Here is a 13,334-nt window from a genome sequence, read left to right as displayed (position 1 = left end):
GCAGCCGGACGGATGCCCAAGCCGCAGTCGGGATGTTAGTCTGCCAGCACTGTTCCGGGCCCCACACAGGTCGATCGTGCTCAAGCGCATTCCCGTCTCCAACCTCGTCACCGGCATGTACATCCATGAGTTCTGCGGCACCTGGATGGAGCACCCGTTCTGGCGCACGCGCTTCCTGCTCGACAGCGGCAAGGACCTGCAGCGCATCCGCGACAGCGGCATCGCCGAGCTGTGGATCGACACCGCCAAGGGCCTCGACTTACCGAGCGGACGCAGTGTCGAGGAGGTCGAGGTGGAGACCGACGCCAGCCTGCAGGCGGTCGCCGAGGCGCCGGTGCGGCCGGCCAAGCGGGTCGCCCTGGAAGATGAGATCGGCCGCGCCACGCAGCTCTGCGCGCGCTCCAAGAAAGCCGTGATGGCGATGTTCAACGACGCACGCATGGGCCAGGCGGTGGACATCGCCCAGGCCGGCGAGCTGGTAGAGGCGATCTCCGCCTCGGTGCTGCGCCACCCCAACGCGCTGATCAGCCTGGCGCGCCTGAAGAACTCCGACGAGTACACCTACATGCACTCGGTGGCGGTCTGCGCGCTGATGATCGCCCTGGCGCGTCAGCTCGAACTGGACGAGGAACAGGTGCGCGAAGCCGGGCTCGCCGGCCTGCTGCACGACATCGGCAAGATGGCCATGCCGATGGAGGTGCTCAACAAGCCGGGCAAGCTCACCGACCCGGAGTTCGCCACCATGCGCGAGCATCCGCAGGCCGGTGCCGACATCCTGCTCGGCGGCCAGCAGGTCAGCGCGCTGGTCCTCGACGTCTGTCTGCACCACCACGAGAAGTTCGACGGCAGCGGCTACCCGCACCGCCTGGCCGGCGAGCAGATCAGCCTGTTGGCGCGCATGGGCGCGGTGTGCGACGTGTACGACGCAATCACCTCGGAACGCCCCTACAAGAGCGGCTGGGCGCCGGCCGAGGCGATCCGCAAGATGGCCGAATGGAAGGGCCATTTCGATGAGCGGGTATTCCATGCGTTCATCAAGACCGTCGGCATCTATCCGCTCGGCTCGCTGGTGCGCCTGGAAAGCGGCCGCCTCGGCGTGGTGGTCGAGCAGGACGCGCGGGCGCTGCTGACTCCCAAGGTCAAGGTGTTCTTCTCCAGCAAGTCCAAGGCGCCGATCCCCCAGCAGGTCATCGACCTCGGCAAGCCGAGCAGCCAGGACAAGATCGTCGGCCGCGAGTCAGCCGAGCAGTGGGGCTTTCGCAACCTCGACGAACTGTGGAGCGGCCTGCCGGCGCGGCGCGGCTCGTACTTCGACTGAGCGTCACGCCGCCCGGCTGTTCAGCGGCGACTTAGTTGGAGTTGCAGCCCCAGGTGCGCACCTGGCAGCTGTTGCCACCCTGGTTGCTGCACTCCTGCAGGGCGCGTTGCTGCGCGCCACCGGACGACTCGGCGGTACCCCAGCCGTAGACGGTCGAGCCGTTGCTCTGGTCGGCGGCATAGGCGGCGCAGCCGCTGTCGAAGTCGAGCACTACCTGGCAGTTGCCACCGCACTCGCCGAGCGCGCGCTGCTGCGCTTCACCGAGGGTCGCGTAGTCGTAGGCGAAGCCGAACTGGTCGCCCTGATTGCTATCGATGGCCAGGGCGCCGGCGGCCCAGGCCTGGCTGCTGGTCACGGCCAGGGCCAGACTCAGGGCCAGGGTCGTTGCGAGTGTGCGCATGTGATCTCCTTGAGGGTGCGTGTACGCCGCGCGTCCTTGAGTGGCCACGGTCGAGCGGGCAACGCTATTGTTTTGCCATCATTTTGTCCATGGCGCCGCGGCGACGGGATTTTCACCTCGCAACGGCTATACCGAACCAATCCCGGGCCGTGTCGGTCCGAGGCATGACATGCCCGATTCGAGGAGTTCCGCGTGAAATTTGCTGCTGTCGCTCTGCTGAGCCTGATCACCCTGCCGGCGCTGGCCGCCCAGCCGACCCTCTACGGGCGCTACGAGTACATCAAGCTTCCCGAGCTGAAGCAGACCTTCAAGGCAAAGATGGACACCGGCGCGCTGACCGCCTCGCTGTCGGCCAAGGACATCGAGACCTTCACCCGTGATGGCGAGGAGTGGGTGCGCTTCAAGCTGGCCACCAAGGACGCCGACGACACCGTGTACGAGCACAAGGTGTCGCGCATCAGCAAGATCAAGACGCGCTCCGACGAAGAGGAAGACGAGGAGGAGCCGGTGGCCGCCAAGCGCCCGGTGGTCGACCTGGAAATGTGCCTGGACGGCGTGACCCGCACCATCGAGGTCAACCTCGCCGACCGCAGCCACTTCAACTACCCGTTGCTGATCGGCGCGCGCGCACTGCGCGAGTTCGACGCCGCGGTGAACCCGGCGCGGCGCTTCACCGCCGGCAAGCCAAAATGTGACTGACACCGAGCGTGATTGACGCCTGAGCGGCCATCCGGCACTTTCCCGGGATTCTCCGCGGGAGCGCACGGATGGCCGCACACATTCTGATCGTCGAAGACGAAGCGGCGATCGCCGACACGCTGATTTACGCCCTGCAGGGTGAAGGCTTCACCACCACCTGGCTGAGCCTCGCTGGCGCGGCGCTGGAGTTTCAGCGGCAGACCCCGGCCGACCTGCTGATCCTCGACGTCGGCCTGCCTGACGTCAGCGGCTTCGAGGCCTGCAAGCAGCTGCGGCGTTTTTCCGAGGTGCCGGTGATTTTCCTTACTGCGCGGGATGCCGAGATCGACCGGGTGGTCGGCCTGGAGATCGGCGCCGACGACTACGTGGTCAAGCCGTTCAGCCCGCGCGAGGTGGCGGCGCGGGTCAAGGCGATCCTCAAGCGTGTCGCCCCACCGGTGTCGGCACCGGCCGACGCCGTCGGGCCGTTCGAAGTCGACAGCCTGCGCCAGCGTATCCGCTACCACGGCCAGGCGCTGAGCCTGACCCGCCACGAGTTCCGCCTGCTCGAACAGCTGCTCGGCCAACCGGAGCGGGTGTTCTCCCGCGAGCAACTGCTCGATGGTCTCGGCGTGGCGGCCGACGCCGGCTACGAGCGCAACATCGACAGCCACATCAAGAGCCTGCGCGCCAAGCTGCGTCAGGTCGCCGCCAGCGCCGAGCCGATCCAGACCCATCGCGGCCTCGGCTACAGCTATGCGCCGGAGCACGCCTGATGCCGCTCGGCATACGCATCTTCCTGGTCTACTTCCTGTTCGTCGGCCTCACCGGCTGGTTCGTGCTGAGCACGGTGATGGACGAGATCCGCCCCGGCATGCGCCAGTCCACCGAGGAAACCCTGGTCGACACTGCCAACCTGCTCGCCGAGCTGCTGCGCGACGACGTCAAGGCCGGCACCCTGGCGCAGAGCCGTCTGCCCGAGCTGCTGCGCGCCTACGGCGAGCGCCGCCCGCAGGCGCAGATCTGGGGGGTGACCAAGCGCGAGGTCAACCACCGCATCTACGTCACCGACGCGCGCGGCATCGTCCTGCTCGACTCCAGCGGGGTCGGCGTCGGCCAGGACTACTCGCGCTGGAACGACGTGTACCGCACTCTGCGCGGCCAGTACGGCGCGCGCTCGAGTCGCGAGGACCCCAGCGACCCGGATTCCTCGGTGATGTACGTGGCGGCGCCGATCATCGCCGACGGGCAGATCCTCGGCGTGGTCTCGGTGGCCAAGCCGAACCGCACCCTGCAGCCCTACATCGAACGCTCGCAGCGCCGCCTGGCGTGGCTCGGCGCCGGGCTGATCGGCCTCGGTCTGCTGATTGGCGGCCTGCTGTCCTGGTGGCTGAGCCGCGCGCTCGGTCGCCTGACCCGCTATGCGGAGGCGGTCAGCGCCGGCCAGCGTGCCGAGCTGCCGGTGTATCGCGGCGGCGAGCTGGCGCAGCTGGCGGCGGCGGTCGAGGCGATGCGCACCCAACTGGAGGGCAAGGCCTACGTCGAGCGCTATGTGCACACCCTGACCCACGAGCTGAAGAGTCCGCTGGCGGCGATCCGCGGCGCCGCCGAACTGCTGCAGGGCGAGATGCCAGCCGAGCAGCGCGCGCGCTTCGTCGGCAACATCGACAGCGAGAGCGCGCGCCTGCAGCAGCTGATCGAACGCCTGCTGGCGCTGGCCCAGGTCGAACAGCGCCAAGGTCTGGAAGAGCGCAGCGCGGTGCCGCTGCGCGCGCTGGTCGAAGAACTCTGCCAGGCCCAGGCGGCGCGCCTGCAGCGCGCCGGGCTGCTGGTCGACAACCGCATCGACGCGGCGCTGGCGGTCAGCGGCGAACGCTTCCTGCTCGGCCAGGCGCTGGCCAACCTGCTCGACAACGCGCTGGACTTCACCCTGCCCGGCGACACCCTGCGCTTCAGCGCCGAGCGCACGGGCGAACGCCTGCGCCTCGCCCTGTTCAACCCCGGCCCGGCGATTCCCGACTACGCGCTGCCGCGCCTGACCGAGCGTTTCTACTCGCTGGCGCGCCCGCAGACTGGGCGCAAGAGCACCGGTCTGGGGCTCAACTTCGTCCAGGAAGTCGCCGAGCTGCACGGCGGGACGTTGCAGGTGAACAACGTCGCCACGGGCGTCGAGGCCGTGCTAGAGCTGCCGGCAGTGCCCGACTGAAGGGCAGGGGGCGGATCGGCACGCGGCATGCTTGAGTGGCAGTACGGGCCCCATGCCCGCCCACAAAAACCTGTCTCGGATCTGCTGCGCGTCGGAAAAACTGCGTTGAAGATGGCTTCGCCTTGTTTTTCTCTAGTTCGCGAGTTCCGAAACAGGTTCTAAGAATCGCCTGTGTCGAGGAGCGCCCCGATGAAAACTGTCAGCGACATTCTGCGCAGCAAGGCCAACCCCAGCCTCTATGCGGTCAGCCCGGACACCACGGTGCTGGAGGCCGCCGAACTGATGGCGGCGAAGGGCATCGGCGCGCTGCTGGTGCTCGATCGCGGCGAGCTGGCCGGCATCGTCACCGAACGCGACTACGTGTGCCGCGTGGTGCTGCTGGAACGCTCGGCGTACGCCACCAGCGTCGAGGAGATCATGACCCGCAACCTGTTCGTGGTCAGCCCGCGCGACAGTAACCAGTACTGCATGCAGCTGATGACCGAGAAGAACCTCCGTCACCTGCCGGTGCTCGAGCAGGGCGAACTGATCGGCCTGCTGTCGATCCGCGACCTGGTGCGCGATGTGACCAGCGAGCAGGAAAGCCTGATCGAGCAGCTGCAGCACTACATTCGCGGCGACTGAGCGGCGCCGGCCGCGCGCGCCGGTAGGATGGGTTGAGCAGCGCAGCGCCGATACCCCTCGCCACCCTGCCGATGGGTATCGCTGCGCTCAACCCATCCTACGAGGGTTGTGTGGTGGCGGCGCCGCCACACGCTCTCCATCGAAACTCCATCCACGCCCCATAAAGCCCCCACGGGCGCTGCGCAGACTGCCGCCATTCATCCCGAATGGAGAGTCGCCATGAGCCGTACCCTGGGTTTCAAGCTGGGCATCGTCGCCCTGCTGATCGTCCTGCTAATGATTCCCCTGCTGCTGATCGACGGCCTGGTCGACGAGCGTCAGCAGTTGCGCGAGGGCGTGCTTGACGACATCGCGCGCAGCTCCAGCTACAGCCAGCAGATCACCGGGCCGATCCTGGTGGTGCCGTACCGGCGCACGGTGCGCGAGTGGAAGACCCACGAGAAGTCCGGCGAACGCTTCCTGGAGGAGCGCGAGGTGCGCAGCCGCCTGTACTTCCTGCCCGAGCGCTTCGCCGTCGACGGCGCGGTGAAAACCGAGCTGCGCTATCGCGGCATCTACCAGGCGCGGCTGTTCCACAGCGACGCGCAGCTCAGCGGGCGCTTCGAGCTGCCGGCGCAGTTCGGTATCCGCGAGAACTTCGCCGACTACGTGTTCGAGCCGGCCTTCCTCGCCGTCGGCATCAGCGACATCCGCGGCATCAAGAACGACCTCAAGCTGCGCCTCGGCACGCAGACCCTGAGCTTCGCCCCGGGCAGCGGCGAGGCACGTCTGGGCAACGGCGTGCACGTGCCGCTGGCGGTGCTCGACGGCAGCAGCGCGCAGGCCTTCGACTTCGCCTTCGAACTCAAGCTGCAGGGCACCGGCCAGCTCGGCGTCAGCCCGGTGGGCCGCGACACGCGCGTCGAACTGCGTTCCGACTGGCCGCACCCGAGCTTCGTCGGCGCCTACCTGCCGAGCGAGCGGGAGATCAGCGCCCAGGGCTTCGTTGCCCGCTGGCAGACCAGCTTCTTCGCCACCAACCTCGAGGAAGCCCTGCGCGACTGCGTGCGCCACGAGCGCTGCGAGGCGTTCAACGCGCCGAGCCTGGGGGTCAGCTTCGTCGACCCGGTCGACCACTACCTGAAGAGCGAGCGGGCGATCAAATACGCGCTGCTGTTCATCGCCCTGACCTTCGCCGCGTTCTTCCTCTTCGAGGTGCTCAAGCGCCTGGCCGTGCACCCGGTGCAGTATGGCCTGGTCGGCCTGGCGCTGGCGCTGTTCTACCTGCTGCTGCTGTCGCTCGCCGAGCACCTCGGCTTCGACCGCGCCTATGGCATCTCGGCCAGCGCCTGCGTGCTGCTGATCGGCATCTACGTCAGCGGCGTGCTGCACAGCTGGTGGCGCGGCGGCGGCTTCACCGCGCTGCTGGCGGCGCTCTACGCGATGCTCTACGTGCTGCTCAGCGCCGAGGACTACGCGCTGCTGATGGGCTCACTGCTGGTGTTCGGCCTGCTCGCCACGGTGATGCTGCTGACCCGCAAACTCGACTGGTACGACCTCGGTCGCGGCGAGCCGCTGCGCCAGGAGGTACGTTGATGGCCCGCGTGATCCTGCAGTTCGGCGTGTGTCTGGCGATGGGCCTGGTGCTGGCGCTGCTCGGCCTGGTGCTACTGCTGCTAAGTGGCGAGCGCGGGGTGATCGACGGCCTGCTGCTGAGTGGCAAGCCGCTCGCCCAGTTGGCCCTGCAGCTGCTGCCGGACGCCTTCTGGCTGCGCCTGAGCGGCGTGCACGAGGCGTCGCGCAACGCCAACGTGGCGTCGTTCCTGCAGTTCTGCGCGGCGCTCGGGCAGGTCGCGCTGCTGGTCGCGCTGGGCTTGTACTGTCTGCTGTGCCGGCCGCAGGAGGCGGCCGCGCATGCTGCGTGAGGAACGCGCGCTGGGCGCACGCCTGGCGCGGCGCATCGCCCGCTTGTTTCCGCCGCGGCTCAGGCCGCCGGCGGCGCGCTGTGGGTCATCGACGGGCGCTGGCTGACCTCGGCGTACCAGGCCGCCAGCTGTGGACAGGCGGCGCGCCAGGCCAGCTCGGGCTGGCGCAGGTCGAGGTAGCCCAGTGCGCAGGCGGCGCCGATCGCGGCGACGTCGAAATGGCTGGCCAGCTCGGCCACCGCGTTGCTCTCCAGTTCGGCGAGGCCGCGGCTGATCTTGCCCTGCTGGCCGTCGAGCCAGTCCTGCCAGCGCTTGTCGGCCGGACGCAGGAAGCTCTCGTAGCGAATCAGCACCGCGGCGTCGAGGATCGCGTCGGCCAGTGCGGCGAGGGTCAGGCGCCGCCAGCGCGCATGGCCGTCGCGCGGGATCAGCGGTTCGCCGACGTGCTGCTGGTCGAGGTAATCGAAGATCACCCGGCTGTCGTACAGCACGCCGCCGTCGGCCAGGCGCAGCGCGGGAATCTTGCCGGCCGGGTTGCTGGCGTTGACCGCCGCGCTGGGTTGGGTGGGGGCGAGCTGCACCGACTCGATGGCAACGCGGCCGAGCTGTCCGGTCTCGTGCAACAGGACCATGATCTTGCGCACGAAGGGCGAGGCGGGGTTGTGGAACAGGGTCATGGTCGGGCTGGACATGGCGGTTCTCCGGGCGCTTTGTCGCAGTCTAGCCGCGCGGCCCGCGGCGCGGCAGCAGCGCCCGGTAGCCGAGCACGGCGGCCAGGCCGAGGCCGAGCCAGGCCAGCGCGTCCCACGCGCCGTCGCCGAGCAGTGCGGCGAACAGCCCGGCAAAGCCGAGCAGGGCGATCGCAAGAGGCACGGCGAATACCCGCCACAGGTTCTGCCGCTTCATCGCTGCACCTCGCGCGCCGCGTGCGGGGTGCCGGGCAGCGGGCCGCGGCGGCTCCACCATAGGTACAGGCCGCTGCCGAGGACGATGATGGTCAGCACGTCGAGCAGCGCCCAGAGGATCTGCATCGGCCGGCCGCCGTAGTCGCCGAAGTGCAGCGGCTGCGACAGCGCCAGCGCGTCCATGTACCACGGCCGCGTGCCGACCGCGGTGACCGCCAGGCTCTGTGCATCGATCAGCACCGGCGTCCACAGGTGCGCGGTGAGGTGCGTGTTGCCCTTGAGGAACACCGTGTAGTGGTGCTCGCTGGAGAAGCGCGTGCCGGGGAAGGCGATGAAGTCGGGCTGCATGCCCGGCGCTGCGCCGGCGGCGATGCGTAGGACGTCAGTGGCCGGGGCGCGCTGGGTCAGCGGCGGCGCGGCGCGGTACGGCGCGGTCAGCGCGGCCAGGGTATCGTTGCGCCAGGCGGCGATCACCAGGTCGGCGCAGGCGCTGATCACCCCGGTCACGCCGACCACCAGCGCCCAGCTGAGGGTGACGATGCCGATCAGGTTGTGCAGGTCGAGCCAGCGCGTGCGCGGGGCCTTGTCGCGGCGCACTTCGGCGAAGCGCAGGCGGCGCATGAACGGCGCGTAGAGCACCACCCCGGAGACGATGGCGACCACGAACAGCACACCCATGAAGGCCAGCAGCAGCTTGCCGGGCAGGCCGGCGAACATGTCCACGTGCAGGCGCAGCATGAGCATCATGAAGCCGCCGTTGGCCGCCGGCATGGCCACCGCCTCGCCGTTGCGCGCGTCGAGCATGAAGGTGTGCGAGGAATTCGGCTCGGTGCCGGCGGTGGCGGCCATGATGGTCACCACGCCGTTCGGTTCGTCGTCCTCCCAGCCGAGGTACTGCACCACCTCGCCAGGGCGATGCCGCTCGGCGGCGGCGACCAGCTGCTGCAGGTCGAGGTGCGGGGTGCCCGGCGGCAGCTCGCGCAGCTCCGGCGCGTCGCCGAGCAGGTGCTCGAGCTCGTGGTGGAAGATCAGCGGCAACCCGGTCAGCGCCAGGAGCAGCAGGAACAGGGTGCAGATCAGGCTGGTCCAGGTGTGGACGAAGGACCAGCGGCGGATCGTGGTGGCGTTCATGGTTCGTCCCAAAAGCCGAAGGCCGCCCATCAGGCGGCCTCGGTGGTGCGTCGATAGCGACCTAGTGACTTACCACTGGTAGGTGGCGCTGGCGACTACCTTGCGTTCGTCGCCGTAGTAGCACCAGGTGCTGTTGCAGGCGGACAGGTAGTCCTTGTCGAACAGGTTGGTAGCGTTCACGGCCAGCGAAGCACCCGCCAGTTCGCTGCTCACACGACCCAGGTCGTAGTGCACGGCGGCGTCGTACAGGGTGTACGAGCCCACGTGACCGGTCTCGGTGTTGCCGCGGTCGTCGTAGATGTCGCCAGTGTAGCGACTGCCCAGACCGATGCCGAAGCCGTCCAGCAGGCCGCTGTTCCAGGTGTAGTCGGCCCACAGCGTGGCCTGCTTGTCCGGCGTGCGTTGCAGGCGGCTGCCTTCGAACTGGCCGTCCATCTCTTCGCTGAGCGTGCGAGTGAAGGTGGCGATCAGCTTGAGGTTGTCGGTGACGTTGCCGGTGGCTTCCAGCTCCAGACCGCGGACCTTGACCTCGCCACTTTGCGAGGTGATCGGGACCCCGCCGATAACTTCGCTGACCGACACGTTTTGCTGGCGCAGGTCATACACGGCGGCAGTGAACATCAGGTCCAGGTTCTGCGGTTGGTACTTGGTGCCCAGCTCCCACTGCTTGCCTTCGGTGGGCTTGAACGAGGTGTTGGACAAGGCATCCGCGCCAGTGATGGCCTGAAAGGATTCGGCGTAAGACAGGTAGGGCACCACGCCGTTGTCGAACACGTAGCTCAGGGCGGCGTTGCCGCTGAAGGCCTTGTCGCGCTCGGTATTGGATGCGTCATTTTCGTCGTAGAACTCGGTGCCGGTGTGCACCCAATCTTCACGTCCACCGAGGGTCAGGCGCCAGTTGTCCAGAGCGATCTGGTCCTGCACGTAGAGGCCGGTGCGGCGGGACTTCTGGTCGAAATCCTGCAGGACAAAGCTCGGGGAGAAGCTCTGGCCGTAAACCGGGTTGAGCACGTTGATCGGTGGGGCAAAACCGAACTGCCAGTTGTAGTTGTTGTTGATGCGCTGGTGATCCAGGCCCAGCAGCAGGGTGTGGGTCAGCGCGCCGGTCTGGAAGTCTGCCTGGAAATTGTTGTCCACGGCGAACTGACTGATGTCTTCGTTGACGAAATCGACGAAGCGACCCACGTCGCCGTTGGCGGCCACAGTGCCGAACGGGTAGGCAGTCTGAAATTCCAGATCGCTCTTGGTGTAACGCAGGTTCTGGCGGAACTGCCAGGTGTCGTTCAGGCGGTGCTCGAACGCATAGCCCAGGGCGTAGTAGGTGCGATCGTAGTAGTCGGAATCCGGATCGCCGAGGTTCTTGTGGTGAGAAATATCACCGACCGGCGATGGCAGCTTGGTGCCCTGCAGCGGCAGGAACTGGCTGGTAACGCCGGTATCGTCGCGGGTGAACTGGCTGATGAAGGTCAGCTTGGTGTCTTCGTCCGCCACCCAGGTCAGGCTGGGCGCAATGTTGTAGCGCTTGTCCTCGATGTGGTCGATGGCGGTATCGCTGTCGCGTACCACGCCGCTGAGGCCATAGAGGAACTGACCCTGTTCGTCGACTTTGCCGGTGCTGGCGAAGTTGATCTGGCGGTGGTTGTCGCTGCCGTACTGCAGTTGCACTTCGTTGCTCGACTCGGCCTGCGGGCGACGGCTGACCATATCCAGCATCCCGCCGGGTGGGGTCTGGCCATACACCGAGGACGCCGGGCCACGCAGCAGGGCGACGCGCTCGAGGTTCCAGGTTTCGATCTTGGGATTGACGAAGGCGCCGTCCGGCAGCGGCAGGCCGTCCAGGAACTGGGTCGGTTCGAAGCCACGCACGCGCAGCCAGTCGGCACGGGCGTCGCTGCCATAGCTGCTGGCGGTTACGCCGGGCATGTAGCGCACCGCATCATCCAGGCTTTGCACGCCGCGGTCTTCCATCTGCTCGCGGGTGGCGACGGAAATCGAGCGTGGCGCTTCGACCAGTGCCGTATCGGTCTTGGTGCCAGCGGCAGTGCGCTTGGCCAGATAGCCAGTCACCGGGCCCCAGGCGCTTTCGCTGTCGCCTTTGGCGTCGATGTTGGTGGCCGGCAGGGCCATGGCGTCGGTCGGCAGGGCGGCCAGGCTGTAGGTGCCGGCACCGCTGCGCAGCAGTTGCAGGCCGCTGCCTTGCAGGGCGGCGTTGAGCGCGGCTTCCGGCGCGTAGTCACCTTGCACCGGCTGGGCGGTTTTGCCGGCGGTCAGTGCCGGGTCGATGCTCAGGGCGATGCCGGCGTCGCTGGCGATGCGGTTGAGGGTGCTCGACAGCGGCGCGGCCGGCAGCTGGTAATGCTCGGCGCTGGCGTGCAACGGCAGGGCGGCGAGGGCGATGGCGGCGGCCAGCAGGCGGGGGCGGAACGACGAAAGATGGTGCGGCATTGCGAGCATCTCCTAAGTGTAAATATGTCTCAATGCCCTAATGCCGAAGGAGAAATGAAAAGTGTCAGGGGTGAATGAAAATATTCTTCATCCTCGCGACCAAGCCCCCGCCGTCGCGCCAGGCGCGCATTTATGCGCGCCTACGGTGTGACTGTCGCTTGTGGCACCACGCGCACCCACCAGTCGGTATGCCGTTCGATACGTACCGGCAGGCTCGGCGGCAATGCGGCCAGGGCGCGCTCGCTGTCGTACAGCGGGAAGCTGCCGCTGATGCGCAGGTCGGCGATGCTCGGGTCGACGCCCAAGTAGCCGTGGCGGTACTCGGCGAGGCTGGCGAGCAGGTCGCCGAGGCGCTGGTTCTCGACCACCAGCATGCCGCGGCTCCAGGCGTCGGCGCCGACCGGTGCGCTGGCCACGCCATCGAGGCTGGTGTCGTGCATCAGCACCTGCGAGCCGGCGTTGATCACGCGTTCGTCGGGGCTGCCGGCGGGGTGCGCGGCGACCGCCGATTGCAGGACGATCAGGCGCGTCGCATCACCCTCGCGACGCACCAGGAAGCGTGTGCCGAGGGCGCGCAGGCGGCCCTGGGCGGTGTCGACGACGAACGGCCGCGGATCGCCGTGGCCGGTCTGCACGAGGATTTCGCCGCTGCGCAGGAACAGGCGCCGCTCGGCGCCGGAGAAGTCGATGTCCACCGCGCTGCGGCTGTTCAGGCGCACCTGGCTGTGGTCGGCGAGGGTCAGGTCGCGCTGCTCGCCGCTGGCGGTCATCTCGTCGGCCAGGTAATCGCCGAGCGGCCGCTGCTGATGCAGCAGACCGAGCAGCAGACCGCAGCTGAGCACCACCCCGAGTGCGCTGCCGCCCAGGCGGCTGCGCTGCTGGCGGCGTGCGGCGGCGCTGTGCAGCAGGGCGCGGCGCGCCGCCGGGGCGTTGACGCTGGCGAGCTGCTGGTCGACGCCGCCGAGTTGCTGCCAGACCCGCGCGTGGTCGGGGTCGGCGGCCAGCCAGCCGGCGAAGGCCTGGCGCTCGCGGGAGGTGGCCTCGCCGGAGTCCAGGCAGAGTTGCCAGGCGATGGCTTCGTCGAGCACGCGGGCCGACACGGCGCTCATCGCGGCTCACCGTACAGCGCGATGTAGCACTGGCGCAGGCCCTGGGCGAGGTACTGGCGCACGCGCGACACCGAGACGCCGAGGCGCTCGGCGATCTCCGCGTGGCCAAGGCCATCCAGACGGTTATAGAGGAAGGCGGCGCGCGCCTTGCTCGACAGTTGGCCGAGCAGGCGGTCGACCTGGCGCAGCGCGTCGAGCGCCAGCGCCTGTTCCTCGGGGCTCGGGTGCAGCTCCTCGGGGAGCAGGGTGAGCTCGTCGAGGTAACTGCGCTCCAGCGCGCTGCGGCGGAAATGGTCGATCAGCAGGCCGCGGGCGATGGTGGTCAGCAGCGCGCGCGGCTCGCGTGGCGTGTGCAGGTCAGGGCGGCCGAGCAGGCGCACGAAGGTGTCCTGGCTGAGGTCTTCGGCGCGCTGCGGGCATTGCACGCTTTTGCGCAGCCAGCCGAACAGCCAGGCCCGGTGGTCGCGATAGAGCAGATCGACCAGCTCGTGATTCGTGGAGTCGCCAACCGACACTGTCACCTCCAACCGACTGTGCGGCGGACGAGATAAATCGAGAATGATTCCCAGATGATCTCAAATCGCAGCTGATAACTGCAATCGCTCTAGTGACGA

Annotated in this window: 14 protein-coding genes; 7 read left to right on the top strand and 7 right to left on the bottom strand. The window is 68.0% G+C overall.

Annotated elements, in window-relative coordinates:
- The first annotated feature begins 76 nt into the window (after positions 1-76).
- Positions 77-1,318, top strand: a complete 1,242-nt coding sequence (locus JQX08_RS16345; RefSeq protein WP_205349476.1) for a DUF3391 domain-containing protein — start codon at positions 77-79, stop codon at positions 1,316-1,318.
- Between the two features lie 31 nt (positions 1,319-1,349).
- On the opposite strand, the gene JQX08_RS16340 is transcribed toward JQX08_RS16345, so the two are convergent.
- Positions 1,350-1,718, bottom strand: coding sequence for a DUF4189 domain-containing protein (locus JQX08_RS16340; protein WP_205349475.1), 369 nt, complete (start codon positions 1,716-1,718; stop codon positions 1,350-1,352).
- A 192-nt stretch (positions 1,719-1,910) separates the two neighbouring features.
- Between JQX08_RS16340 and rloA2 the strand changes: the two genes are divergently transcribed.
- The 6 genes from rloA2 to JQX08_RS16310 all read left to right on the top strand — a co-directional run bounded on the left by rloA2 (position 1,911) and on the right by JQX08_RS16310 (position 7,130).
- Positions 1,911-2,417: a retropepsin-like aspartic peptidase RloA2 gene (gene rloA2, locus JQX08_RS16335; RefSeq protein ID WP_205349474.1), complete on the top strand. Its 507-nt coding sequence runs from the start codon at positions 1,911-1,913 to the stop codon at positions 2,415-2,417.
- 68 nt (positions 2,418-2,485) lie between these two features.
- Positions 2,486-3,172, top strand: a complete 687-nt coding sequence (creB, locus tag JQX08_RS16330) for a two-component system response regulator CreB (protein ID WP_205349473.1) — start codon at positions 2,486-2,488, stop codon at positions 3,170-3,172.
- Positions 3,172-4,602, top strand: coding sequence for a two-component system sensor histidine kinase CreC (gene creC / locus JQX08_RS16325; RefSeq protein ID WP_205349472.1), 1,431 nt, complete (start codon positions 3,172-3,174; stop codon positions 4,600-4,602). Before creB ends, creC begins: the two co-directional genes overlap by 1 nt.
- Before the next feature lie 189 nt (positions 4,603-4,791).
- Positions 4,792-5,226 (top strand): CBS domain-containing protein, encoded by a 435-nt coding sequence (locus JQX08_RS16320; protein WP_205349471.1) that lies wholly within the window; start codon positions 4,792-4,794, stop codon positions 5,224-5,226.
- A 219-nt stretch (positions 5,227-5,445) separates the two neighbouring features.
- Positions 5,446-6,801, top strand: coding sequence for a cell envelope integrity protein CreD (gene creD, locus JQX08_RS16315; RefSeq protein ID WP_205349470.1), 1,356 nt, complete (start codon positions 5,446-5,448; stop codon positions 6,799-6,801).
- Positions 6,801-7,130, top strand: coding sequence for a hypothetical protein (locus tag JQX08_RS16310; protein WP_205349469.1), 330 nt, complete (start codon positions 6,801-6,803; stop codon positions 7,128-7,130). The genes creD and JQX08_RS16310 overlap by 1 nt, the downstream gene beginning before the upstream one ends.
- A gap of 59 nt (positions 7,131-7,189) precedes the next feature.
- Here the strand turns inward: JQX08_RS16310 and JQX08_RS16305 are convergent, their stop codons facing one another.
- The 6 genes from JQX08_RS16305 to JQX08_RS16280 form a co-directional block, all read right to left on the bottom strand.
- On the bottom strand, positions 7,190-7,822 hold the full coding sequence (locus JQX08_RS16305) for a glutathione S-transferase (protein ID WP_205349468.1): 633 nt from the start codon (positions 7,820-7,822) through the stop codon (positions 7,190-7,192).
- 28 nt (positions 7,823-7,850) lie between these two features.
- Positions 7,851-8,036: a hypothetical protein gene (locus JQX08_RS16300; protein WP_205349467.1), complete on the bottom strand. Its 186-nt coding sequence runs from the start codon at positions 8,034-8,036 to the stop codon at positions 7,851-7,853.
- Positions 8,033-9,166, bottom strand: coding sequence for a PepSY-associated TM helix domain-containing protein (locus tag JQX08_RS16295; RefSeq protein WP_205349466.1), 1,134 nt, complete (start codon positions 9,164-9,166; stop codon positions 8,033-8,035). Before JQX08_RS16295 ends, JQX08_RS16300 begins: the two co-directional genes overlap by 4 nt.
- Before the next feature lie 69 nt (positions 9,167-9,235).
- Positions 9,236-11,611 carry a TonB-dependent siderophore receptor gene (locus JQX08_RS16290; protein ID WP_205349465.1) on the bottom strand — a complete coding sequence of 792 codons (2,376 nt, stop codon included), beginning with the start codon at positions 11,609-11,611 and terminating at the stop codon, positions 9,236-9,238.
- Positions 11,612-11,751: 140 nt separating this feature from the next.
- Positions 11,752-12,720 (bottom strand): FecR domain-containing protein, encoded by a 969-nt coding sequence (locus JQX08_RS16285; protein WP_205349464.1) that lies wholly within the window; start codon positions 12,718-12,720, stop codon positions 11,752-11,754.
- Entirely contained in the window at positions 12,717-13,241 is a 525-nt protein-coding gene (locus tag JQX08_RS16280; protein ID WP_430472544.1) for an RNA polymerase sigma factor, read from the bottom strand. Before JQX08_RS16280 ends, JQX08_RS16285 begins: the two co-directional genes overlap by 4 nt.
- Between the last annotated feature and the right edge of the window lie 93 nt (positions 13,242-13,334).

The organism is Zestomonas insulae (assembly GCF_016901015.1).
Classification (GTDB): domain Bacteria; phylum Pseudomonadota; class Gammaproteobacteria; order Pseudomonadales; family Pseudomonadaceae; genus Aquipseudomonas; species Aquipseudomonas insulae.
This window is presented reverse-complemented; position numbering and strand designations above follow the sequence as displayed.

Excerpts from the sequence above, each read along its gene's own strand:
- JQX08_RS16340 (WP_205349475.1), bottom strand. The coding sequence starts at position 1,718 with ATGCGCACACTCGCAACGACCCTGGCCCTGAGTCTGGCCCTGGCCGTG.
- creB (WP_205349473.1), top strand. The coding sequence starts at position 2,486 with ATGGCCGCACACATTCTGATCGTCGAAGACGAAGCGGCGATCGCCGAC.
- JQX08_RS16310 (WP_205349469.1), top strand. The coding sequence starts at position 6,801 with ATGGCCCGCGTGATCCTGCAGTTCGGCGTGTGTCTGGCGATGGGCCTG.
- creC (WP_205349472.1), top strand. The coding sequence starts at position 3,172 with ATGCCGCTCGGCATACGCATCTTCCTGGTCTACTTCCTGTTCGTCGGC.
- JQX08_RS16290 (WP_205349465.1), bottom strand. The coding sequence starts at position 11,611 with ATGCCGCACCATCTTTCGTCGTTCCGCCCCCGCCTGCTGGCCGCCGCC.
- JQX08_RS16295 (WP_205349466.1), bottom strand. The coding sequence starts at position 9,166 with ATGAACGCCACCACGATCCGCCGCTGGTCCTTCGTCCACACCTGGACC.
- creD (WP_205349470.1), top strand. The coding sequence starts at position 5,446 with ATGAGCCGTACCCTGGGTTTCAAGCTGGGCATCGTCGCCCTGCTGATC.
- JQX08_RS16300 (WP_205349467.1), bottom strand. The coding sequence starts at position 8,036 with ATGAAGCGGCAGAACCTGTGGCGGGTATTCGCCGTGCCTCTTGCGATC.
- JQX08_RS16305 (WP_205349468.1), bottom strand. The coding sequence starts at position 7,822 with ATGTCCAGCCCGACCATGACCCTGTTCCACAACCCCGCCTCGCCCTTC.
- JQX08_RS16320 (WP_205349471.1), top strand. The coding sequence starts at position 4,792 with ATGAAAACTGTCAGCGACATTCTGCGCAGCAAGGCCAACCCCAGCCTC.
- JQX08_RS16285 (WP_205349464.1), bottom strand. The coding sequence starts at position 12,720 with ATGAGCGCCGTGTCGGCCCGCGTGCTCGACGAAGCCATCGCCTGGCAA.